The organism is Lentzea sp. NBC_00516 (genome assembly GCF_036346835.1).
GTDB lineage: Bacteria > Actinomycetota > Actinomycetes > Mycobacteriales > Pseudonocardiaceae > Lentzea > Lentzea sokolovensis.
The window spans coordinates 2,583,113-2,605,327 of sequence record NZ_CP107840.1 but is presented as its reverse complement, the minus strand read 5'-3'; the positions used below and the strand labels follow the sequence as shown (position 1 = coordinate 2,605,327).

The window sequence follows — 22,215 nt, the reverse complement described above, 5'->3', positions numbered from 1 at the left end:
AACACTTGCCTGTGATGTTCTCGTGTTCATTTCGTAATGTGGCGCGCTGTGTGAGCATGCCCCGTCCCCAACGCAAGGTGTTCCCGAATGTCGGGCCGACATAGAACGCAGCAGACCCCCAGCCGGAAACTGCCCATCGCAGTCGCCGCCACCCTCACCGTGGGCCTGGGCGTGACCTTCTGGGTCGTCCGGGGTTCCGACCAGCCGGTCGACCCAGCCGGAGCCGCCGCCCTTCTGGCTGCTCCGCAGACCTCTGTCAGCCAGGACCTGCGGCCTGTCACGTCATCGACCACCGCGCCGCCGTCCTCGGAACCCCCGGCGACCACCACGCCGCCTCCGGTGACCACGACAACACCCGAGGCCCCGCCGCCGCCCCCACCACCGCCGCCCTGTCCGACCACCCTGGACGGCGTCAAACCGCACGTGGCGCAGGTAGGCCACCACATCGCGGGCAAGTTCGGTGTCACGGACATCGGCGGCGCCGCCGGCCGGGGAGGCTCCGGCGAGCATCCCCAGGGTCTGGCGCTGGACTTCATGGTCGACACCGCCACCGGCAACGCCCTGGCCGACTACGTGCTGGCCAACCGCAAGGCGTTCGGCGCGACCTACGTGATCTGGCGCCAGCGCTACAACGACGGCAGCGGCTTTTCGCCGATGGAGGACCGCGGCAGCCCCACGGCCAACCACATGGACCACGTGCACGTGTCGTTCCAGGCGGCCGCGACCGTGAAAGTCACCTGCTGATCTCTTCTGGCGGCATCCCCACCCCGCTCCAACGGCAAAGGCCGGTCGACACTCGCACCTCGTAGGTGCCTTCGAGTGTCGACCGGCCTTTGCCGATGCTTCGGCACCGGCTCGCCCAGGTGCTCCAGTCGGGAATCCCACGGACCAACGACCTGTGCGCCGGTCGCCTCAGCCTCTTACAAAAGCGGACAGGATCTTCGTCGGGCGTTTCTGTGGGAGCGTTTCCATGGTGCACTGCAGTTCGGCTCCGGTCGGTCCGGCAGCCGGGAAAGGTGCACGGAATGAGTCTCCGGCGGCGGATCGCTCGTGTCCTCGTGGCCTTGATGACGGTGTGCGGCGTGGTCACCGGTGCCTCACCGGCGATCGCGGCCACTCCACCGTCCCTGACCTTCGCGAACCCGCACAGCCAAGCGCTGTACGGCGCCGCTTACGTTGCCGCGCTGGACAATCTGCTGCGCGTCAACACGGTGGGATACGACGCGCACTACAACAAGAGCGGTCTGATGGACCCGGCCACCGGCATGGTTCGCGCGGGTGGCGGATACGCCCAGCCGTGGACGCGCGACGCGTCGATCAACAGCTGGAACGCGACCAGCCTGCTGTCCCCGGCCCTGGCGAGGAACACGCTCTGGGCCGTCGTGGACAAGGACTCCGCCGGCGCGTTGCGGGTGCAGCAGGACGACCAGCAGTGGGACCAGGTCATCTGGCTCACCGCCGCGTGGCACCACTACCTCGTCACCGGAGACCAGGAGTTCCTCGGCAACGCCTACCGCACCGCCAAGAACACCCTGACCATCCGGGAACGCGCTGGTACGGCCGGGTTCAACTCAACGTACGGGTTGTTCACCGGCGCGTCGTTCTTCAACGACGGCATCGCCGGCTATCCCGCGCCACCTGCCGACGCGACCGAGTCGGTCAGCACCGGCAGCATGCCGTGGCCGGGCGTTGCGAGCGGGATGTACTTGAGCACCAACGAGGTCTACTACGCCGCGTACGTCAACGCGGCGAACATGGCGGAGCGGCTGGGGCAGTCGCAGGAGGCCGCTGCTCACCGCACGAAGGCCGCCGCGCTCAAGACCGCGATCAACCGGCACTTCTGGAACCCGGCGACGGGCCTGTACAACTACCAGCTGCTCGCCGACGGGACACCCGGCGCCCACCAGGAGGGCACCGGTCTCGCGTTCGCGATCCTCTTCGGCGTCGCGAACCAGGCTCAGGCGCGGTCGATCCTCGCGAAAGCCCGCGTGATGGCCTGGGGCATGCCCGACACCTACCCGCACTGGGACCGCTACTCCGAGGCGCAGCCCGGCCGGCACAACGCGATCGTCTGGCCGCTCGTCCAGGGCCTGTGGGCCAAGGCCCAGGCGCTGCAGGGCAATCAGAGCGGTTTCGCCGCGGAGACCGCGAGACTGGCGAAGCTCGCGAACAACAACAGCGGTTTCTGGGAGATCTACAACGGCACCACCGGCGTCGTCGACGGCGGCTACCAGCGGCTGGGCGACACGGTGAAGTTCCACTGGGGCTCCGAGCCCGACCAGACCTGGTCCGCCACGGCGTTCCTCGACATGGTCCACAGTGGACTGTTCGGCCTGAAGTACACCGGCGCGGGTCTGACCTTCGCGCCGAACCTGCCCGCGGGCTGGGGTGATGTCACCCTTCGCAACCTGCGCTACCGCGACGCCGACCTGACGATCACGCTGCGCGGTGCGGGCACGACGATCCGCTCGGTCACGATCGACGGCCAGCCGTCACGCGCCGAGATCCCCGCCACGCTCAAGGGCGCGCACACCGTGGAGATCACCCTGACCGGAGCTGCCGGCGGTGACCGGGACGGCGACGGCGCGCCCGACGCGGGGGACCGCTGCGCCGACACCGCGGGCACCGTCTCCGGCTGCCCGGCCCCCGCTCACCTGGAAGCCGAGGACGCGCGCAACACCGGCGGCGTCAAGACGAACGTCAACCACACGGGCTATTCCGGCAGGGCGTTCATCGACGGTCTTTGGGCGCAGGGAGCCGCGTCGTCGTTCACGCTGCACCGCACGTCGGCGGCACAGGGCTCCGGGACGATCACCGCGGGGTACGCGAACGCCAACAGCGACGCCCGCACGATGACGCTGTCGGTGGACGGACGCGCCGTGCGCCAGGTGAGCTTCCCGAAGGTCTCCGACAGCTGGGACGCCTGGGGCACGGTCACCTTCGACGACATCCCGTTGAGCGGCCGCGACCCGGTGGTGACGCTGTCCTACGGCCAGAACGACACCGGTTCGATCAACCTCGACTGGCTCGGCTACCGGGGACCGTGACCGGTTGGTCGCCTGCAGGGCTGTCGCCCGTTGGAAAACCCTGCTCGGACCTGACATGGTGCTGGTGGACGTGGATGCCGACCATCCCACAGGGTGGCTGACGCACCGTGACGAGCATTCGCCCCTTTTTCATGTCTATCACCGCATTCGTCCGAATAACGGGCAACGTCAACCGTCAAGAGCGCTGAACCGCATCACGCCAATGGCGGGCGAGTGGGCGCGACGACCTTCCTTACGTTGGGTGGCGGAACCCCGAGGTTCCATTCTTCGCACCCTGCAAGCGAGGAGAACCCATGTTCAGGAAATTCGTCCTGTCCGTCGCGCTCGCCGCGGCCACGACCGTCGTCGCACCCCTGACCGGCCAGGCATCGGCTGCCGAGGCCCCGATCACCGCGGCGGCGGTCACCGTCTACTACGACACCAGCAGCGCACCCACGTTCGCGAGCGCCATCAGGCAGGGCGCCGCGAACTGGAACGCGCGGGTGAGCAACGTGAAACTGGTGGAGAACCGCAGCGCGGCCTCCCTGCGCTACCGCGAGGGCAATGACCCGCGCGGTTCGTACGCCTCCACCAACGGTCACGGCAGCGGCACCATCTTCATCGACTACACGCAGGCGCGGCAGTACTACGTCACCCGCATCACCGCCCACGAGACCGGGCACGCCCTCGGCCTGCCCGACCACTACAGCGGCCCGTGCTCGGAGCTGATGTCGGGCGGCGGTCCGGGCACGTCGTGCACCGTCGCCTCCCCGAACTCCACCGAGGCGGCCAGGGTGAACTCCCTGTGGGCCAACGGGTTCGCCGGCACCTACGAGTGGAAGGTGATCTACGAGCAGATCCCCGTCCACTCCTGAGCGCGCATGACCGCGAGGCCTGGTTCTCCCGTGGAGCCGGGCCTCGCGCCACCCGCGGTCGAGCGGGCGTGGGGAGGTAGCCGCGTCCGGTCTTGTCAGGCGGTAACAATTCGGTTGAGCCGATGAACCCTTCTGTACGTATTCCCGTTCATGCGCCGCACGAACGAGGAGTACGCATGACACACCGCGTGACGGACAGACGGAAGTTTCGCCTGATCGCATCGTTGTCGGCGGTGGCCGTGGTCGCAGCGGGTACCGCCACCGTTGCGCTGGCCGCCAAAGACGGCGAGCCGGCACCGCTCGCCGCGTTCGTGCCCATCGAGAAGGTGAGCAAGAACGTCGTCGAGCCCAAAGTCGGCAAGAACGGCGCCAGCGGCGTCTTCAGGGTCGACTGCGGCACGAACGAGAGCGGCAAGTTCAGCGCCGACAACCCGGTTGCCCAGCCGGGTCTGAAGCACGGCGCACAGCACGTCCACGACTTCGTGGGCAACCAGTCGATCAGCGCGGAGTCGACCGACGAGAGCCTGGTCGACGCGGAGACGTCGTGCCGCAACGGTGACCGCTCGTCCTACTTCTGGCCGGTCGTGCGCATCAACACCAAGGCCAACCCGCAGGACGTCGGCTCCACCCCAGACAAGATCAAGGAGAACGGCCCGGGCGAGGTCGCGTGTCCGGGCGTCGCCCAGCGCCTGCCCGCCGTTCCGCAGCGGGTGCGCGACGAGATCATCCGGAACCTCCAGCAGCTCGCACAGCAGCTCAGGGAAGCCAACGACCGGGTGGCGAGTGCCCAGAACCCCGGTGACCCGAACTTCGTCAACAACACCGTTCTGGGCCCGCTGCGCAGCAAGCGGGTCGCCACCCTCGAACGCATCGCGAACGCCCTGAGCCGGTCCGCGCGCAAGCCGAACCTGACGCCGCTCGCCGACTGCGACCTGCGGTGGGGCCACGGCGGCGGTCACGGCGGCGGCAACCACTCCTCGAAGCCGCACAAGTTCGCCGCGGACGGCGTTCTCCAGCAGGCCGGGCAGAACGGCGCCGAGCAGGACGCCGCCACGCCGACGATCAAGTGCCCGTCGGTGCGCGAGGCTCTGCCGGGTGTGCCGGACCAGGCTCTGGACGAGGTGGACAACAACCTCGACCAGCTGGACAAGCAGATCGCAGAGGCCAACCAGCGCCTGGTGAAGACCAAGGGCCAGGGCGGACCGAACTTCATCGACAACGCGATCCTCGGGCCGTTGAAGGACAAGCGGGTCGCGACCCTCGACCGCATCGCGATCGCGATCGGCCGCAACGCCGAGAAGCCGCAGGGGCTGGACCGCCTCGCGAAGTGCGGCCTCAACGAGGGTGACGAGGGCGGCAACGAGAACAACGGCGAGAACAACAACGGCGGCAACAACAACGGCGGCAACAACAACGGCGGCAACAACAACGGCGGCAACAACAACGGCGGCAACAACAACGGCGGTGCCATCACCACGACCGCGCCGCCCGCGCCGCCCCTGGCCGCTCCCACCGGCAAGAACCTGGAGCTCGTCGGCAACAACGGCAAGATCGTCCGGCCGGCCGAGGTGAAGATCGAGTACCGGGGCAACGCGACCAGCAAGGTCACGGGCATGCCGAAGTTCCTGAAGATGGTCGTCGGTGACGCCAAGCCGACCAGCCGCGGCCCCGCCAACGCCCGCGCGACGTGGACCTGCAGCGGGTCCGAGGACCGTCTGTCCGACAAGTACGTGATCTGCCCGAACGGCAGCAAGGTCATGCGGGTGCACGACTTCGCGGGCTGCTGGGACGGCAAGAACGCGGACAGCGCCAACCACCGCGACCACGTCCGGTTCGCCGACAAGCAGACCGGCGCGTGCCCGCAGGGCTTCAAGGCCATCCCGCAGCTGCGGATCAGCATCTCCTACGACATCTCCCGCGACATCCAGCAGAAGGGCCAGTACCAGCTCGACGCCTTCCCGGAGGAGAACCACAACCCGTTCTCCGACCACAACGACTTCGCCAACGTCAACTCCGACCAGACGATGGCGAAGATCGTGAAGTGCGTGAACGACGGGCGCAGGTGCTCCTGACCTTTTCCTGACCCGCCAACGGGCGGAGCCTTCCCGGCCTCAGGTCCGGGAAGGCTCCGCCCGTTGGCGAATTCCGCGTCCCGGTCTCCGCCTTGGCCGAGGTTCTTCTGAGGGCTGTCGCCACCGCGGCTGCAGTCCGTGTCCGGGCGAACGGAGAATGGATGCGGTGATGAACAGCGGGAGGCATGGATGAGGCGGCGGTGGGTGCGCGCGTCGGCGGTGGCGGTGGGCGCCGTCTTGCTCGGTGTTGCCTGGTTGGTGTGGCGGACCGCCGAGCAGGCGTTGTCGTCAGCGCCAGCGGTGCGGTGGTCATCGGGGGGCGGCATGTCTCAGTGTCCGGGGGACAGAAGCTGTGATCCTCCGGCGATCCCTGACCAGACAGTGGTGGTGATCGCGATCCTGGCCGGAGCGGGAGTGGCTTTGGTCGTCGCCGTCCTGGTGGACGTGGTGCTGCGAGGGCGGGTCAGGCCTGCCGCGGCTGGATGAGCCGGCGTTCGATGCCGGGCAAATCAGCGTCCCGCTGAAAGGGCGTGATCAGACTGCTTGGTCGAGCAGCCTGCGGACCACGTCCAGCAGCTCGGTCTCCGCGTACGGCTTGGCGAGCAGAACCGCCGTGTCGTCCAGCTCGTCCGCGGTCGTGCAGCCGGACACGTACAGCACGGGCAGATCAGGCTGGATCCGCCGCACCGTGGCCGCGAGCTCGGGTCCGCCCATCTTCGGCATCACGACATCGGTCACGATGAGGTCGATGTCGTCGTGGGTGTCGACGAGCTTCAGCGCATGCAGGCCGTTGCGGGCCTCGAGCACCGCGTACCCGGACCGTTCCAGCGAGTGGCGTGCCACGGCGCGCACCTGGCTGTCGTCCTCCACCAGCAGGATGGTTTCCGAACCCTGGAGGGGTGACGTCCGGGAGGTCGCGCGGGGGAGTGGTGCGGCGGGTGCCTGCGCACGGGGCAGGTACACGGAGACCGTCGTGCCCGCGCCGGGCGAGCTCGTCAGGTCGATCTGGCCGTCGCTCTGCTGCACGATGCCGAACACCGTGGCCAGGCCGAGGCCGGTGCCCTTGCCCACGGGTTTCGTGGTGAAGTACGGCTCGAAGATCTGTGTTTGGACCGACTCGTCCATGCCGGTGCCGGTGTCGCTCACGCTGAGCACCACGTAGTCGCCGGGGTGCACGCCGACGATGCGGCCGGGGTGGCAGGCGTCGAGCACCACGTCGTGCGTGCCGATGCCGAGCACGCCGCCGCCGGGCATCGCGTCACGGGCGTTCGCGGCCAGGTTGAACAGGATCTGCTCGACCTGGCCCGCGTCCGCCCAGACCGGCGACACGTGCGCGGGCAGGTCCAGCGCCAGCTCCACGTCCTCACCGATCAGGGTCGCCAGCATGGCCCGCACCTTGGTGATCGTCGCGTTGAGGTCCACCAGTTCGGGGTTCAGCACCTGCTGGCGGGTGAAGGCGAGCAGCTGGTGCGTCAGGTTCGCCGCGCGCTCACCGGCGTGCCGGATGTCCTCGATCTCCGGACGCCGCGGGTCCTCCGGCGAACAGCGCCGGAGGAACGCCTCGCTGTTGCCGTTGATGACGGTCAGGATGTTGTTGAAGTCGTGTGCGATGCCACCGGTGAGGCGGCCGATCGCCTCCATCTTCTGCGCGTGCCGCAGCTGTGCCTCCAGCCGCTCGCGCTCGGCGATCTCGTCGACCAGTGCCGCGGTGCGCTCCCGCACCCGGTCCTCGAGCTCGGCGTGGGCCAGCTCCAGCGATCGCCGCGCCTCTTCGGCCTCGGTGAGAGCCTGCCGTTCCCGCTCGAGCATCCTGATGCCGCGCAACGCACTGCTGAGCTGCTGCTGGATCGCCTCGTAGACCCAGCCCGGCATCGCGCCCACCTCGAACACCGCGAACCCCAGCTGCTCCTCGAGCCCGAAGAGCGCGGCGGCCACGAAGTTGCCCGGCGCCGGCCGGTCGATCCGGTGGGGCGTGAGCTGTGTGGACCGGAACGTCAGCGCCGTGCGTTCCGGCCGGAGTTCGCCGTTCTCGTACGACATCAGGGGACGCGCCAGCTCACGGGTCGACTCGAACGTCATCACGTGACAGCCGGGAATCCCCATCCTGGGCAGTTCGGCCACCAGCGCGTCGGTGAGCTCGGCGACGTCCCGCGAGACGATCAGCCGCTGGCCCGCCTCGCGCACGGTCTGGTCCTGCCGTTCGTGCAGGAGGTACTCGAACGTCCTCTCCCGCTCGACCACGTCGGACACCATCAGCTGCACCCGCAGCCACAGGTCCTCGATCGCGCCCTCGTCGGCGCCGCGCGCGAGAGCGAACCGGCGCAGGTAGAACAACGGTGCCCACCACGACTGCGCCGCGCATCCGGCGCGGGCGCTGTCGCGCAGGTACTCCGCGAACACACCGAGGAAGCCCTCTGGCCGTCCGGCGTCCAGGAACAGGCGGATCAGGTGTTCGGCCCAGCCGTCCGGCAGCACGGCCGACTTCGGACCGAGCCCCTGGCGCAGGTTCGCGGCGACCGCCTCTGCGGTGTCGTGCTCCGGTACGGCGAGCTCACCGTGCGCGGGTGCGGAGACTCCGTTGCCGGAAGGGATGCAGCCGCACGAGCGGCGGACGACGAGCTCGGTGGGAACGATCTCCAGTGCGGGCGCGGGTTCACCCCGAACCAACGCACACGCGAGTTCGGCGGCCCTGCGCCCCATCTCGTAGAACGGAGCGCGCACCGTGGTCAGCCCTGGCGTCCCCGCGTCGATGTTCACCCGGCGGTGCACGCTGCCCGAAGCCGGCAGCGCGGACGCCTGGTAGCCGAGATCGTTCGAGCGGATGCACGTGTGGTTGTCGTACCCGACGACCGCCACGTCCTCCGGCGTGCGCAGGCCCGCCTCCTGCACCGCGGTCACCACGCCCAGCGCGAACTCGTCGTTGGCCGCCGCGAAGGCGTCCGGCGGTTCCGCCGCCTCGTCCAGCAGCCGGGCGACCGCGTCCGCCGCGGCGGCGGGATCCCAGGACGGGGCCGGCGTGGTCACGAGCGCCGGGTCGACCGGCAGGCCGTGGCGGACGAGCGCGTCCACATAGCCCTGGTAGCGGTCCTGCGCGCCGACATGTGCCAGCGGACCGCGCACGAAGCCGATCCGCCGATGGCCGTGCACCTCGATCAGGTGGCTGACCGCCTGGTCCATGCCGGCGCGGTTGTCCATCAGCACGGTCGGCCAGTCCGCCAGGTGCGCCTCGACGCTGACGATCGGGATGGGCGCGTAGCGGTCGGCGAAGTCGCGCATCGCGGCCTCACCGATCTGCTGGCTGATCCGCGTCGTCCAGATGACGAGCCCGTCGATCCGGCCGGGCGCGATGAGGTCGTAGACCGCGTTGGCCTGCCGTTTGTGGCGGTCCGGGTGTGCCAGCTCGGTGCCGGCGAAGCAGACGAGGTCGCAGCCACCGGCGGCCGCGCCGTCGCTGACGCCCTGCCACTGCTCGCCGGCGAGCTCGATGAGCGGGCCTGCCGTGATCATGCCGATGGTGCGCCGCACCGTCGCGCCGTTTCCCACGAAACCTCACACCTGGCTCGTCGTGTGTCGAAGCCAGCGTCAGATGATACGCGCGGTGTGGAATACCTGACACCCCGTCACAGCCAGCCGCTTGCCGCCACGTGCTCCACCTCCCTGAGGATCCAAGGTCCGGCCGTTGTCGGCGCACTGTCGACGGGTTGTCGACGGGCCTTGCCATCGTGCGTGACGACCCATCGTGTTCCACCTCAGGCGGCCCGGGTTCGGCGCCTGAGCTCAGGGGAGGTTGCTCAGATGAGAAAACGGATCGCCACCACAGCGCTCGCCATGACCGCCGCCGTGGTGGGTCTGCTCGGCACCGCCGCTCCGGCCATGGCCGACGACCACTTCGACGTGACCGTCCGGAGCGCCGTCAGCGGCAAGTGCCTGGCGCCGCAGGGCGAGTCGACGGCGGACGGCGTGCCGATCGTCCAGGTCACCTGCAACGGCAGTGCGTTTCAGCGCTGGGACTTCATCGATCGCAACAACCACGTCGTCCAGATCCGCAACGCGGTCACCCTGAAGTGCATGGACGCGCTGGGCTTGAACAACAACGGGACGCCGGTCGTCCAGTGGTCCTGTGCGAACATCAGCAACCAGCGGTTCCAGGCGAGCAGGAACCTGCCCGACTTCGTGACCCTCAAGTCGCGGGTCGCCGGCACGAGCAGCCACTGCCTCGACGTGCCGGGAGGGTTGTCCACTGAGGGCGCCGCGTTGCAGATCTGGGTCTGCAACGGCACCGCCGCGCAGTCGTACGGCGTCTTCCCCGTCTGACAGCGGACCGGCCGCGGCGACCTGTGGCCGTCGCGGCCGGCCTCGTCCGGGCAGCGGGAGATGATCAGCCTCACTAGGCTTGGCGGCGTGCGGGGAAAGGCGAAACGCGCTGGGCTGCCGCGCTGGGCAGGTCCGTTCTACCTGGCCGCCGGCGTGATCACGCTGATCTGGACGGGTGTGCTGTTCAACGACTTCCTGAACGCGTCCGCAGGCAGCGGCTCGCCGACGCGTTGCGTCGGCTGGGGGAGAAGGACGAGCTGGGAGTGTGACCAGCACGCACAGTGCTAGGAGCAGAGGGCGACGTCCATGGTGCGGCGCATGTGGTCGACGCCCGCGCCGCCGGTCAGCGCCGTGATGTAGACAGTCGCCGCACGGCCGGAATCGTCCTGACCGCTGATGTTCGCGACACCGCCGCCGGCCAGGTCACCCCCGTGGACCCAGATGTGGCCGCCGCACGACAGAGGCAGTCGGATCACACCGAGGCCGTACTCCACACCTTTTCCCAGTCCCGGCGCCGGCACGACGGTGTGCATCTGGGCCAGTGCCCAGCCTGGCAGCAACTGGCCACCGAGCAACTTCTGCCAGAACCGGTTGAGGTCCGACGGCGTCGACACCATCGCACCGGACGCGCCCGCCCAGGAAGGCTCGAACTCGGTGACGTCGACCAGCGGTCCGGCCGGATCGGCGTTGTCCACGGTGTAGTTGCGAGCGTGCGGGCCACGGATCCGCCGCTCCCCGGCCGGTGGCCAGTACGTGTTGCGCAGGTGCGCGGGCCGGATCACCAGATCGGTCACTGCCGTGCCAATGTCCTTGTGCGTCAACCGTTCCACGATCATGCCGGCGAGAACGTAGCCGGTGTTGGAGTACTTCCAGCCCTCGCCGGGATCGAAGTCCGGCTTGTGGGACAAGGCGATTCGGACCAGCTCCGCCGCCTCGACCGGCTGGTCCCGCTCGGCGGGGTTCGCGAACGTGACGTAGTCCGGCAGCCCGCTGGTGTGCTGCAACAGTTGGCGCACCTTGATGTCGCGGCCGTCGATCTCGCTTCCCTCACCGGTGCCCCGCACCACCCCGGGCAGGTAGGTCTCGACCGGCGCGTCGAGCCGAACCTGTTGCCGGGCAACCAGTTGCAGCACGGCGACAGCGGTGAACGGCTTGGTGACGCTGGCGATCCGAAAGCGGCCGTCGCCATCGACCATCGCCCGGTCCGTGCCCAACTCGGCCGTACCGGACGTGATCGTGACCGACCTGCCACGCCGATCGCGGACCTCGGCCAGCGCCCCGGGAATCCGGTCGGTGCTGGTGATCAGGTCGAGTTGGGCCTTGACGGCCGCGGCATCGGTGATCGGGCCATGCGCGGCGGCGGCGGGTGCGGACAACGCTGCGACCGACGCGCCTACGGCGATGGCCCCCACGACGCGACGGATTGTCAACGGCTTGATTGTCATTGATCAATCCTGTTGTCCGGCCAGGGGTGCGGCAATGCAACCAGCCTCAGAACCAATGGTGGGGCTGGCCCCATCGACAGGGCACTTGTGCCCACCGGGACAGGGTCGCCGGGTACTGACGGTGCCCGCCCGCGCGCGTGAGGGTTGATGCCAGGAGGCAATGATGACTACCGCTACCGCCGGATATCCGGTGCACGTGCACGCGCGGCTGGACTCCGGTCTGAGCCGCTGGCTGTGGCTGGTGAAGTGGTTCCTCGCGATCCCGCACTACCTGGTGCTCGCGTTCCTGTGGCTGGGATTCGTGTTGGTGAGTGTGGTGGCGTTCTTCGCCATCCTGTTCACAGGTCGCTATCCGCGAGCGTTGTTCGACTTCAACCTCGGTGTGCTGCGCTGGACGTGGCGCGTCACCTGTTACAGCTACGGCGCGCTGGCCACGGACCGCTATCCGCCGTTCAGCCTCGGCGCCGAGCCGGACTACCCGGCGACCCTCGACATCGCTTACCCGGAACATCTTTCGCGTGGTCTGGTCCTGGTGAAGTGGTGGCTGCTCGCGATTCCGCACTACCTGATCGTCGGCGTGTTCGCCGGCGGCGGCAGTTACGCCATGAACGAGTCGGGCCGCTTCTCCGGCGGCGGGCTCATCGGTCTGACGGTGCTCATCGCAGGCGTCGCACTGCTGTTCACCGGCCGCTATCCGTTGGGGCTCTTCGACTTCACGCTCGGCATGAACCGCTGGGCGCTGCGCGTGGCGGCCTATGCCGCACTGATGACCGACGACTACCCGCCGTTCCGCTTCGACGCGGGCGGCGACGAGCCAGGCCCCGCGATCACGCCCGACGATCTGAAGACGTCACACGCCCGCGAGCCCGAGACCGTCGGCTGAAGGCGAATACGGCATGAGAACCACGTCTCGCGATAGAAGTCGGGGGTGACTGCGTCCGGCCTGGTCGCCAGAGGCCGGACGCAGTCGAGCGGACGCCCTGTGTCCATTGTGGATGTTCTGGCGCGGTCAGCGTTCCTTGTCCGGCACGAGCCGGCTGTCGGAGGGGATGCGGACCGTCCAGGTGTTGCTGTGCGCGTGGCCGTCGACGCATTCGACGGCGATCAGGTCGTCGGCCATGTCGACGCGGAGTTCGGCGCGGGTGGCATCGGTGTGGCCGGCGATCGTGGTGAGCGCGTCCCTGACCGCGGCGACCACGTCGTCGGCGAGCGTGCTGGGGATGGCGCGGCCGAGCTGCCCCTTGAAGGTGACCGTCGCCGGGAAGCCGGCCGAGGTCGTGTGGTCGTCGACGGCGGTGAGGACCTGGTTCTGCAGGCTGAGCATGTGACGGCCGGGCGTGACGTCGACGTCGTAGACGTCGGCGCGGATGTGGCTGATCGTGGTGTCGAGAATGTCGACGTACCCGTTGACGCGACTCTGGAACTCGGGGGCCCTGTTCGCCGCGAGGAGTCCTTGCAGCCCGAGGCTGACGGCGAAGAGCCGTTGGATCACGTGGTTGTTGAGCGCGAGGCCTATCCGGTCGTGGTCGTCGGTGATGCGCTGGACCTGCTGGTCGGCGTGGACACGGCCTAGTTCCATCGCGACCGCCGCGTGGCCGCCGAAGCCGGCGAGGTGGTGCATGTCCGCGTCGGTGAACGACCGTCGTCCGGTCAGCCTGCCCACGCTGAGCGTTCCCATGGTCTGATCGCCCGCCGGCAACGGCACCACGATGACCGACCCGATCCGAGCCGGCGCGTCGAGGGCCTCGGGACCCGCGGGGAGCGCGACCAGTGCGGGCACGCCGGAGCAGGCGACCCGCGCGGCCGCGGTGGTGTCCATGCCCGTGAGCATCTCGTCGGTCAGGACTCCGCTGGTCGCCTCGATCCGCAGCTGTGCCGGTGCGGTGAGCAACGCCAGGACCGCGAAGTCGGCGTCCGCGGCCCGCTGTGCGGCCTTCAGCACCATGTCGAGTGGACACTCGTCCTGCTGGGCGAACAGCTGCCGGCTCATCGCGGCCGAGGCGGTCAGCCATCGATGACGTTGTTCGGACTCCTGATGGAGCCGGACGTTGTCGATCGCGATGCCGGCGCTCGCGGCCAGCGCGACGGCGAGCTGTTCGTCCTCGGTGCTGAACCGCCCGTTGGCGCTGCCGGTGAGGTAGAGGTTGCCGAAGACGCGGTCACGGATCCGGATCGGCACGCCGAGGAAGCTGTCCAAGTCCGGGTGACGCGGCGGGAATCCGGCATCGGCCGGATGCGTGGTCAGGTCCGCCAGCCGCACCGGGACCGGGTGAGTGACCAGCAGGCCCAGGATCCCGCGGCCGTGCGGAAGCTCTCCGATCCCCTCGACCGTGTCCTCGTCCACGCCGACGTGGACGAACTCGTCGAGCTCGCCGTGCTCGCCGATCACCCCCAGCGCGGCGTACCGGGCTTCGACGAGCTCCCGTGCGGCGGTCACGATGTGCTGCAGGACCGCGTGCAGGTTCAGTTCGCCGGCGACGACCGCGTGGGTGTGCAGCAGGCGCCGCAGCCGGCTCTGGGTCGCGCGCACGTCCTGCGCCCGTGCGGACAGCTCGCCGAGCAGCTCGTCCAGCTCCACGCGTGGTAGACCGGCGAACGGCAGACGGAAATCGCCCCGGGGCAGGTCGTGTGCACCGGTGGTACCGAAGGTGTGCGACATGGCGTCCACGTCCCGTCGACGTTTGCGCGCGCGTCAGCGGGGTCCGGGCCAACGAGACAACACCCGATGAAGCCGGGAGACTTCCCGGCTACAAGCCGAACCTACGCCGAACGCCTCGGAAGCGATACGGCTTCGGCGGCGCCGCTCAACACCCGGAGTTCTCGCCGCAACCCCTCGGCAAGCACCTCCAGGTCCGGACAGCGCTCTGGATCGGCGATGGCGGTGATGTTCAGCGTTCCCGCGTAGGACAGCGCCACGAAGGCGACGGTCACGTTGCCGGAGATCCCCGACACCGCGATCACGTCGACGACCGGCGCACCGAGGAACGACAGGCGGTGCTCGGGACCGCGCAGGTTGCTCACGAAGGTGTTGACCAGCCGCTGCCGGTCGACGAACCACCCGTACACGCCGATCTTGGCCAAGGCCCGGAACACCGGCGCGATCACCACCGCCGACGAGCCGGGCGCCCCGGTCCTGCGTTGCCGGGTGATCCTGGCGACGGCGGCGAGCCGCCGGACCGGATCACCGCCCGTGGGGACCTCGACTGGGATGACCCCGACCTGATTGCCGAGTTCGGTCGTGGCGTGCTGCCGGGCCGATACCGGCACCGAGATCACCAGCCGGTCTACGGGCTCACCGCGGCCGGCCAGCACCGCCCCGAGGGCACCGGACACCGCGGTGACCACGACGTCGTTGATCGTGCCGCCCTGTGCGTGGGCTGCGGCGCGCACGGCGCTGAGATCCGCGCGAGCCACCGCGAGGACCCGGCCAGTGCCGGTGGGACGGTTGAGCGAGCAACGCGGCGGATGCGCACCGCCACCGAGTTCGGCCGCGGCGGCACGGAGACGACCTGCCGCGGCCGGCAGCCGGCGGACCGCTCGTGCACGGGAACGCCACACGTCGACCAGCAGATCCCGGCGTCGCGGCGCTGCCCGTGGAAACCCTTGGCGGGGCAGGATCGGGACCCCGTCGACCAGGTGGGTGAGAACGGCGAGCCCGCCGATCCCGTCCGCGAGGACGTGGTGGAACACGACCACGACGGCACTGCGGGCGTCCGCGAGGCCGGTGACCAGGGTGGCCGACCAGAGAGGACTGTCCGGTGGCAGCCGCCTGGTGAGCCTGTCGGCGACGACGTCGAGCAGCGCCTGTTCATCGCCGGGTGCCGGGCAGCCGACCGCGCTCACGTGGTCGGCGATGGCGAAGGAAGGGTCGTCGATCCACACCGGCCTGCCCTGTCCGAACGGGGTTCTCACCAATCGCTGCCGGAGCCGGGGCACCGCCGTGATGCGCTCCGCGATCGCCGCCCGCACGGCGGCGATGTCGGCAGGTGACGGGGTCTCCAGCACCAGGACGGCTGCCACCTGCATCGACGTGCCGGTGGAGTCGCACACGAGCTCCATCACGTCGTTGCTGCTCGCGCGCTCGACAGCCTCGCAGCGGACATGATCGTGCTCTCTCTCGTGCGTCATACCCCGAGTGTTCGCAGGGACCGCCGGGGCGGACGCGGGCATTGGTCCCGGCCCGGCAGGGACGTCACGCCCTGTGCGACAGCCGGTCCCGGAAGAGCGGGCGTTGGTCAGCTCACCGGGAGGGGAGTGGCGCGGTGGACTCGCGGACGACGAGCCTGCACGGCTGGCGGATCACGCCGGAGCGGGTCTGCCCGTCCAGTGCGGCGAACAGGTGGGTGGCCGCCGTCGTGCCCAGCTGCTCCAGGTTGAGGTCGACCGTGGTCAGCGGGAGTCTGCAGTCCGCGGCGAAGATCTCCCAGTTGTCGTAGCCGACCACGGCGACGTCGTCGGGGATGGTCCGGCCGAGGTCGGTGAGCGTGTCGGCCACGCCGGTCGCGATCTGGTCGTTGCCGCAGAAGATCGCGTCGACCTCCGGGCTGCCGGCCAGGAGCATCCGGGCGGCCTGTCTGCCCCAGCGCTGGGACCACTCGCCGTACAGCGGTGCGCCGCCCGCGAGGGTGAGGCCGTGTTCGGTCAGCACGTCGGTCAGCCCGGTGACCCGGTCGCGCGCGGCCCGGTAGGACTCGGGTCCCGTGATGTGGGCGATGTGCTTGCGCCGCAACGACACCAGGTGTGCGGCGGCCAGTCGTGCGCCGCCCTCGTCATCGGCCAGAATCGAGAAGTCGCCGGGGTCGGTGGACTCGCAGTAGACGTAGACGACCGGCACCGGGATGTCACGGGTGAGCGAGGGGCGGATGTCGTTGCTGTCGCCGAGGATGATGAACCCGTCGACCTGACGGGCGAGCAGGGTGCGGATGTAGTGCTGGCGGCGGATGGCGTCGCCGCGGGCGTCGCAGAGCAGCACCGACATCTGCTCGTTCGCCAGCGCGTTCTCCGCGCCGAGCAGGATCGGGATGGAGAACCGTCCGGCGAGTTCGTCGGTGAGCAGTCCGATGGTGCGGGTCCGTCCGGAGATCAGCCCCTTGGCGAGCGCGTTGGGCTGGAACGAGAGTTCGGCCGCCGAACGCAGCACGCGCTCGCGGGTGGCCGGGGCGACCTCGGCGCGTGCGTTGAGCGCCTTGGAGGCGGTGGAGATCGAGACGCCTGCCAGCTTGGCCACGTCGCCGAGGGTCACAACGTCGGATCGTCTCTTGGTCACCGAAAGCCTTTCGAACGGGTTTCGACTGCTGATTCGACTGTAGTCACGCGTCGCAGCTGTGTAGAGAGCGCGGCGGGTGACATTCCTGTGACACGAATGGCAGATTGCCGAAAACGATTTCGGTCGCCATCGTGACTCCAGCAGGACGGTTGGGAGCGGTCCCAGCGCGAGGTTGTTGGAGGATCCGGATGACTGTGACGTCGCGGAACGCCGAACTCGTCGGTGGTCGCCCGGTCGTGCCGTCCCGCGGGGCCCTGCGCCCGCTGGGGCTCGGCGAGGTGCGGATCACCGGAGGTTTCTGGGCCGCGCGCCAGCAGGTCAACGGCGACGCCACCCTGCCCCACGCCCGGTCGTGGATGGACAGGCTCGGGTGGATCGGCAACTTCACCACCGGTGGGATCGGATCGCCCGACCGGCGGGGGCGGGAGTTCTCCGACTCGGAGGTCTACAAGCTGGTCGAGGCCATGGCCTGGGAGGTCGCCCGCACCGGCGACCGCGACAGGGTCTCCGACATCGAGGAGCTGACCGCCGCCATCGCCGCGGCGCAGTCACCTGACGGCTACCTCCACACGGCGTTCGGCCGCGAGGGCCAGCGGCCCCGCTACAGCGACCTGGCGTCCGGGCACGAGCTGTACTGCACCGGCCACCTGCTCCAGGCGGCCGTGGCGGCCGCGAGGACCGGCGTCGCGGCTCCGCTGCTCGACATCGCCCGCCGCGCCGCCGACCACGTGTGCCGGACGTTCGGGCCGGACGGGGTGTGGGGACTGTGCGGGCACCCGGAGATCGAGGTCGCGCTGGTGGAACTGGCGCGGCTGACCGGTGAAAGGCGCTACCTCGACCAGGCCGCGCTCTTCCTCGAGCGGCGCGGTCACCGGACCCTGCCGCCGCACCACTTCGGCTGGGTCTACTCCAACGACGACGTCCCCGTGCTGACCGCGACCGTCCTGCGTGGACACTCGGTGCGGTCGCTGTACCTGGCGTGCGGCGCCGTCGACGTCGCGGTCGAGAACGGCGACGACGAACTGCTGGCCGCCGTCGCCGAGCAGTTCGACCGCACCCTCGCCCGGCGCACCTACCTGACCGGCGGGATGGGCTCGCGGCACGAGGACGAGGCGTTCGGCGACGACTTCGTCCTGCCCGCCGACCGCGCCTACTCCGAGACCTGCGCCGGGGTGGCCGCGATCATGCTCGCCTGGCGACTCCTGCTGGCGACCGGCGAGGGACGCTACGGCGACTTCATCGAACGCGTCCTCTACAACGTCGTCGCCACGGCCATCGGCGACGACGGCCGCTCCTTCTTCTACGCCAACACGTTGCACCAGCGCGTTCCCACCGCGACGCTGCCCGGCGACGAGGAGCAGCTCGGCTTCGGCGGCGGGCCCAGGGCCCCGTGGTTCGAGGTGTCCTGCTGCCTGCCCAACATCGCCCGCCTCCTGGCGAGCCTGTCGACCTACCTGGTCACGGCCGACGACGACGGCCTGCGCGTGCACCAGTACGCCGACGCCGAGATCGACACGGCGCTCACCGACGGCCGCCGGGTGGCGCTGACGATGCGCACGGACTACCCGGCCGACGGCGCCGTGACCGTGCGGATCACCCGGACCGACGGCGGGTCGTGGCCGTTGACCCTGCGGGTGCCGCAATGGGCAGACGGCGCGGTGCTCGTGACGGCGGACGGACGACGCACCGTCCCGGCCGGTGACCTGGTGGTGCGCCGCGACTTCACGGCAGGGGAGGAGATCCGCCTCGAACTGCCGATGCGGCCCCGCTTCACCCGTCCCGACCCGCGCATCGACGCGGTGCGGGGCTGCGTCGCCGTTGAACGGGGGCCGATCGTCTTCTGTGCGGAGTCGGTCGGCGGCGAGAGCGGTGACCTCGACGCCCTGCGAGTCGAGGTCACCGCCCAGCCCGCCGACGCCGACGGGGAAGTCGTGGTGCGCGCGTGGATCGACGTCCCCGCCGAGGCACCGTGGCCGTACGGGGCGGCCGAACCGGCGTTGAGCACCGACACGGCGTTGCTGCGCCTCGTGCCCTACCACCGCTGGGCCCGCAGAGGTCCGTCGACCATGCGTGTGTGGCTGCCGACCACCTGACTCACCCGCCAACGCAAGAGGAGACACCGGTGAACCTGAGAGGTCTTCGACTGGCCGCCGTCGTGACGGCAGGCCTGCTTGCCGTGACGGCCTGCGGCAACGGCACCGCGACGGACTCCACCGCCGCGAGCGCCGACGACGGGGCGACCCTGACCCTGTGGACCCGCGCCGCGACCGAGTCGGTGTCGAAGGCCATGGCCGACGCCTACAACGCGACGCACCGCAACAAGGTCGAGGTGACCGCGTATCCGAACGAGGAGTACCCGGCGAAACTCGCCTCCGCCGCGGGCGCGAAAGCCCTGCCGGACCTGTTCGCCGCCGACGTGGTGTTCGCCGCCCAGTACGCCTCCCAGGGCCTGTGGACCGACGTGACGGAGCGGTTCGCGGCCTTCCCCGCCAAGGACAGCGTGGCGCCCTCGCACGTGAAGGCGGCCACCTGGGACGGACGCAACTTCGCGGTGCCGCACACCATCGACATGTCGGTGATGCTCTACGACAAGGACCTGTACGCGAAGGCGGGCCTCGACCCGGAGAAGCCGCCGGCCACGCTGCGGGAGTTCGCCGACCACGCGCGGAAGATCGACCAACTCGGCGGCGAGGTCAGCGGCACGTACTTCGGCGGCAACTGCGGCGGCTGCGTCGAGTTCACCCTGTGGCCGTCGGTGTGGGCGGCCGGTGGCGAGGTGCTCGACGCGGACGGCAGGCAGGCGAAGGTCGACTCGACCGAGATGGCCGAGGTGTTCGCGCTCTACCGCTCGCTGTACGAGGACGGGGTGGCGGCACCGGCCTCGAAGGACGAGGCGGGGCCGACCTGGCTTGGTGCGCTGCAGGGCGGGAAGGTCGGCATCGCTCCCGGTCCGTCGGTCTGGCTCGGGGCGATGGAGGCCAAGGGCGTGAAGGTCGGGGTCGCACCGATCACCGGGATCACCGGCGGTGAGTCGACGTTCGTCGGCGGAGACACGATCGGCATCGGCGCCACGAGCGGGAAAGCCGCGCAGGCGTGGGACTTCCTGGCCTGGACGATGTCGGACGAGGCGCAGGTCGAGGTCGTCGCGAAGAGCAAGGGCGTACCCACCCGCACCGACCTGGCGTCCAACAAGTACTCCTCGGTCGATTCACGGCTCGTGACCATCAACAGCCTGGTGTCCAAGGGAAGGACGCCATACGCGCAGAACTTCAACGCCTCCTTCAACGACGCGCAGAGCCCGTGGCTCAGGACCGTCCGGGGTGCGCTGTTCGGCGACGCGGACAAGGCGCTCAGCGAAGGCAACTCCGCCATCACCAAGTCGCTTCAGCAGGGCTGAGACCCATGGCCGTGACAATGACGTCACCTCCGCGGGAGCGGGTGGAGCCGGAGCACCGGTCTGCACCTCGCACGGCCCGCCGTCCGAACAGCGGCAGGCGGCGGCGCGCACTGGCCGGCGTCGCGTACGCCGCGCCGACAGCGGTGATGGTGGGCCTGTTCTTCCTGGTGCCGCTCGGGCTCGTCGGCTGGATGTCGTTGCACCGCTGGCCGTTGCTGGGCAAGCCGACGCTCAACGCGCCGGACAACTACGCGGGCATCGCCGACAACGAACTGGTCGTGTCGGCGGCCTGGTTCACCCTCAAGTACACCGCCATCATGACCGTGCTGCTGTTCGTCGTCGCGTTCGGCCTGGCCCTGCTGGTCCAGCACCGCCGGCCTGGCGTCGGCTTCCTGCGGGCGGCGTTCTTCCTGCCGATGGCCGTCGGCTTCGCCAGCGCGTCGCTGCTCTTCCTCGGCCTGCTCAGCGACGAGATCGGCCCGGTCAACGACCTGCTGTCCCGGCTCGGCCTCGTCGACGGCTACGTCTCGTGGACCAGCGGCAGCGCGGGGTCCGCGCTCGGCTCGGCGGTCGTGCTGGTGCTGTGGCGGTTCGCGGGGTTCAACATGCTGATCCTGCTGACCGGTCTTCAGGCCATCCCGGTGGACGTCTACGAGGCCGCGCGCATCGACGGGGCGTCGCGCTGGCAGACGTTCCGGCGGATCACCCTGCCGTTGATGCGGCCGACGATCGCCCTGGTCCTCACGCTGATGTCGACCGGGTCGCTGCTCGCGTTCGACCAGTTCTGGATCCTCACCCGCGGTGGCCCGGACAACAGCACCACGTCGTTGGTGATGGTCATTTACAGGGAGGCGTTCATCCGCCTCGACCTCGGTTCGGCCGCGGGCATCTCGGTGGTGCTGCTGGCCGTGCTCCTCGTGTTCAACGCAGTCCAGTTCGGCGTGCTGCGCCGTCGCTCCGAGTGAGAGGCATCGAAGCCATGCCCGGATCCAGCACCGCCTCGCGGTGGGGCTACTACGTCACCGGCGCGGCACTCGCGATTCTGTTCCTGTTCCCACTGCTGTGGAGCGGGTGGGCGTCGGTGCGCACGGACACCGGGTTCGGGCTGGAGAACTACGACCGGCTCTTCACCTCCGACAACGGCATCCGGCCCTACCACGTCCTCAACAGCCTCGCGGTCAGCGCGTTGACCGTCGGGGGCACGTTGTTCGTCGCGACGCTGGGCGGCTACGCGTTCGGCCGGTTCCGGTTTCCCGGCCGTGACGCGTTGTTCCTGCTCACCCTTGCGATCCTGATGGTCCCGTACGCGACGATCCTGATCGCGCTGTACGTGCTGCTGGGCTGGCTTGGGCTGGAGGACTCGCTGATCGGGCTGAGCCTGGTGCTGATCATGTTCCAGCTGCCGTTCTCGATCTTCATGATGCGCAACTCCTTCGAGGCCGTCCCGCTGGAGCTGGAGGAGGCCGCGCGGGTCGACGGCTGCACCTCCTTCGGCACGCTGGTGCGGATCATGCTGCCCGCCGTCCGGCCGGGACTCATCACGGTGGGGCTCTTCGCGTTCCTGACGTCGTGGAGCGAGTTCTTCGCACCGCTGATCCTGCTCAACTCGACCGACAAGTTCACCACCACGCTCGCCGTGGTCAACCTGCGCACCGCGAGTCACGGCTCCATCGACTACGCCGCCCTGGAAGCGGGCGTCGTCTTCATGGCCGTGCCCTGCCTAGTGCTGTTCGCCTTCATGCAGCGCAGCTACGTGCGCGGGTTCACCTCCGGTGCACTGAAAGGCTGAATCCCTGCTATTGCAAGGAGTATCGACGGTG

General features: G+C 69.4%; 15 protein-coding genes and 1 pseudogene. 11 read left to right on the top strand and 5 right to left on the bottom strand.

Going from position 1 to position 22,215, the window contains the following annotated elements; all coding sequences use genetic code 11:
* Window positions 1-87 precede the first annotated feature (87 nt).
* The 4 genes from OG205_RS11825 (at window position 88) to OG205_RS11810 (ending at window position 5,973) form a co-directional block, all read left to right on the top strand.
* Complete coding sequence (locus OG205_RS11825) at window positions 88-744, top strand: hypothetical protein (protein WP_330276257.1); 657 nt, start codon at window positions 88-90, stop codon at window positions 742-744.
* Window positions 745-1,025: 281 nt separating this feature from the next.
* Window positions 1,026-3,047, top strand: a complete 2,022-nt coding sequence (locus OG205_RS11820; RefSeq protein ID WP_330276256.1) for an MGH1-like glycoside hydrolase domain-containing protein — start codon at window positions 1,026-1,028, stop codon at window positions 3,045-3,047.
* A gap of 293 nt (window positions 3,048-3,340) precedes the next feature.
* Window positions 3,341-3,901, top strand: coding sequence for a snapalysin family zinc-dependent metalloprotease (locus OG205_RS11815; protein WP_330276255.1), 561 nt, complete (start codon window positions 3,341-3,343; stop codon window positions 3,899-3,901).
* A 176-nt stretch (window positions 3,902-4,077) separates the two neighbouring features.
* A complete protein-coding gene (locus tag OG205_RS11810; protein WP_330276254.1) occupies window positions 4,078-5,973 on the top strand; it encodes a DUF1996 domain-containing protein in 1,896 nt (631 codons plus the stop codon).
* A gap of 534 nt (window positions 5,974-6,507) precedes the next feature.
* On the opposite strand, the gene OG205_RS11805 is transcribed toward OG205_RS11810, so the two are convergent.
* On the bottom strand, window positions 6,508-9,516 hold the full coding sequence (locus OG205_RS11805) for a substrate-binding domain-containing protein (RefSeq protein ID WP_330276253.1): 3,009 nt from the start codon (window positions 9,514-9,516) through the stop codon (window positions 6,508-6,510).
* Window positions 9,517-9,768: 252 nt separating this feature from the next.
* On the opposite strand from OG205_RS11805, the gene OG205_RS11800 reads away from it, so the two are divergent.
* Together OG205_RS11800 and OG205_RS11795 are read left to right on the top strand one after the other, a co-directional pair.
* Entirely contained in the window at window positions 9,769-10,287 is a 519-nt protein-coding gene (locus OG205_RS11800) for an RICIN domain-containing protein (RefSeq protein ID WP_330276252.1), read from the top strand.
* A gap of 87 nt (window positions 10,288-10,374) precedes the next feature.
* A complete protein-coding gene (locus tag OG205_RS11795) occupies window positions 10,375-10,575 on the top strand; it encodes a hypothetical protein (RefSeq protein ID WP_330276251.1) in 201 nt (66 codons plus the stop codon).
* On the opposite strand, the gene OG205_RS11790 is transcribed toward OG205_RS11795, so the two are convergent.
* Window positions 10,572-11,717: a serine hydrolase domain-containing protein gene (locus tag OG205_RS11790; RefSeq protein WP_330276250.1), complete on the bottom strand. Its 1,146-nt coding sequence runs from the start codon at window positions 11,715-11,717 to the stop codon at window positions 10,572-10,574. The genes OG205_RS11795 and OG205_RS11790 overlap by 4 nt on opposite strands.
* Window positions 11,718-11,895: 178 nt before the next feature.
* Between OG205_RS11790 and OG205_RS11785 the strand changes: the two are divergent.
* Window positions 11,896-12,567, top strand: a pseudogene (locus OG205_RS11785) (DUF4389 domain-containing protein); the annotation flags it as partial.
* Window positions 12,568-12,741: 174 nt separating this feature from the next.
* Here OG205_RS11785 and OG205_RS11780 read toward each other — a convergent pair.
* From OG205_RS11780 to OG205_RS11770, 3 genes are all read right to left on the bottom strand, one after another.
* A complete protein-coding gene (locus tag OG205_RS11780; RefSeq protein WP_330276249.1) occupies window positions 12,742-14,391 on the bottom strand; it encodes a GAF domain-containing protein in 1,650 nt (549 codons plus the stop codon).
* A gap of 101 nt (window positions 14,392-14,492) precedes the next feature.
* Window positions 14,493-15,860: a wax ester/triacylglycerol synthase domain-containing protein gene (locus OG205_RS11775; protein WP_330276248.1), complete on the bottom strand. Its 1,368-nt coding sequence runs from the start codon at window positions 15,858-15,860 to the stop codon at window positions 14,493-14,495.
* Between the two features lie 112 nt (window positions 15,861-15,972).
* Complete coding sequence (locus OG205_RS11770) at window positions 15,973-16,959, bottom strand: LacI family DNA-binding transcriptional regulator (protein ID WP_330276247.1); 987 nt, start codon at window positions 16,957-16,959, stop codon at window positions 15,973-15,975.
* Between the two features lie 227 nt (window positions 16,960-17,186).
* Between OG205_RS11770 and OG205_RS11765 the strand changes: the two genes are divergently transcribed.
* From OG205_RS11765 to OG205_RS11750, 4 genes are read left to right on the top strand one after another with little or no spacing between them, the layout of a single operon-like run.
* Window positions 17,187-19,091 (top strand): glycoside hydrolase family 127 protein, encoded by a 1,905-nt coding sequence (locus OG205_RS11765; RefSeq protein WP_330276246.1) that lies wholly within the window; start codon window positions 17,187-17,189, stop codon window positions 19,089-19,091.
* Window positions 19,092-19,120: 29 nt separating this feature from the next.
* Complete coding sequence (locus tag OG205_RS11760; RefSeq protein WP_330276245.1) at window positions 19,121-20,395, top strand: ABC transporter substrate-binding protein; 1,275 nt, start codon at window positions 19,121-19,123, stop codon at window positions 20,393-20,395.
* Window positions 20,396-20,412: 17 nt separating this feature from the next.
* On the top strand, window positions 20,413-21,360 hold the full coding sequence (locus tag OG205_RS11755) for a carbohydrate ABC transporter permease (protein ID WP_330276244.1): 948 nt from the start codon (window positions 20,413-20,415) through the stop codon (window positions 21,358-21,360).
* 14 nt (window positions 21,361-21,374) lie between these two features.
* The gene (locus tag OG205_RS11750) at window positions 21,375-22,184 is read left to right on the top strand and encodes a carbohydrate ABC transporter permease (RefSeq protein ID WP_330276243.1); all 810 of its coding nucleotides are present in this window, start codon (window positions 21,375-21,377) and stop codon (window positions 22,182-22,184) included.
* Window positions 22,185-22,215: the final 31 nt, after the last annotated feature.

What these genes read in the sequence shown, in the direction of transcription:
- OG205_RS11825 (WP_330276257.1), top strand. Translation starts at nt 88, where the DNA reads ATGTCGGGCCGACATAGAACGCAGCAGACCCCCAGCCGGAAACTGCCC.
- OG205_RS11800 (WP_330276252.1), top strand. Translation starts at nt 9,769, where the DNA reads ATGAGAAAACGGATCGCCACCACAGCGCTCGCCATGACCGCCGCCGTG.
- OG205_RS11820 (WP_330276256.1), top strand. Translation starts at nt 1,026, where the DNA reads ATGAGTCTCCGGCGGCGGATCGCTCGTGTCCTCGTGGCCTTGATGACG.
- OG205_RS11815 (WP_330276255.1), top strand. Translation starts at nt 3,341, where the DNA reads ATGTTCAGGAAATTCGTCCTGTCCGTCGCGCTCGCCGCGGCCACGACC.
- OG205_RS11750 (WP_330276243.1), top strand. Translation starts at nt 21,375, where the DNA reads ATGCCCGGATCCAGCACCGCCTCGCGGTGGGGCTACTACGTCACCGGC.
- OG205_RS11810 (WP_330276254.1), top strand. Translation starts at nt 4,078, where the DNA reads ATGACACACCGCGTGACGGACAGACGGAAGTTTCGCCTGATCGCATCG.
- OG205_RS11775 (WP_330276248.1), bottom strand. Translation starts at nt 15,860, where the DNA reads ATGACGCACGAGAGAGAGCACGATCATGTCCGCTGCGAGGCTGTCGAG.
- OG205_RS11780 (WP_330276249.1), bottom strand. Translation starts at nt 14,391, where the DNA reads ATGTCGCACACCTTCGGTACCACCGGTGCACACGACCTGCCCCGGGGC.
- OG205_RS11755 (WP_330276244.1), top strand. Translation starts at nt 20,413, where the DNA reads ATGACGTCACCTCCGCGGGAGCGGGTGGAGCCGGAGCACCGGTCTGCA.
- OG205_RS11765 (WP_330276246.1), top strand. Translation starts at nt 17,187, where the DNA reads ATGACTGTGACGTCGCGGAACGCCGAACTCGTCGGTGGTCGCCCGGTC.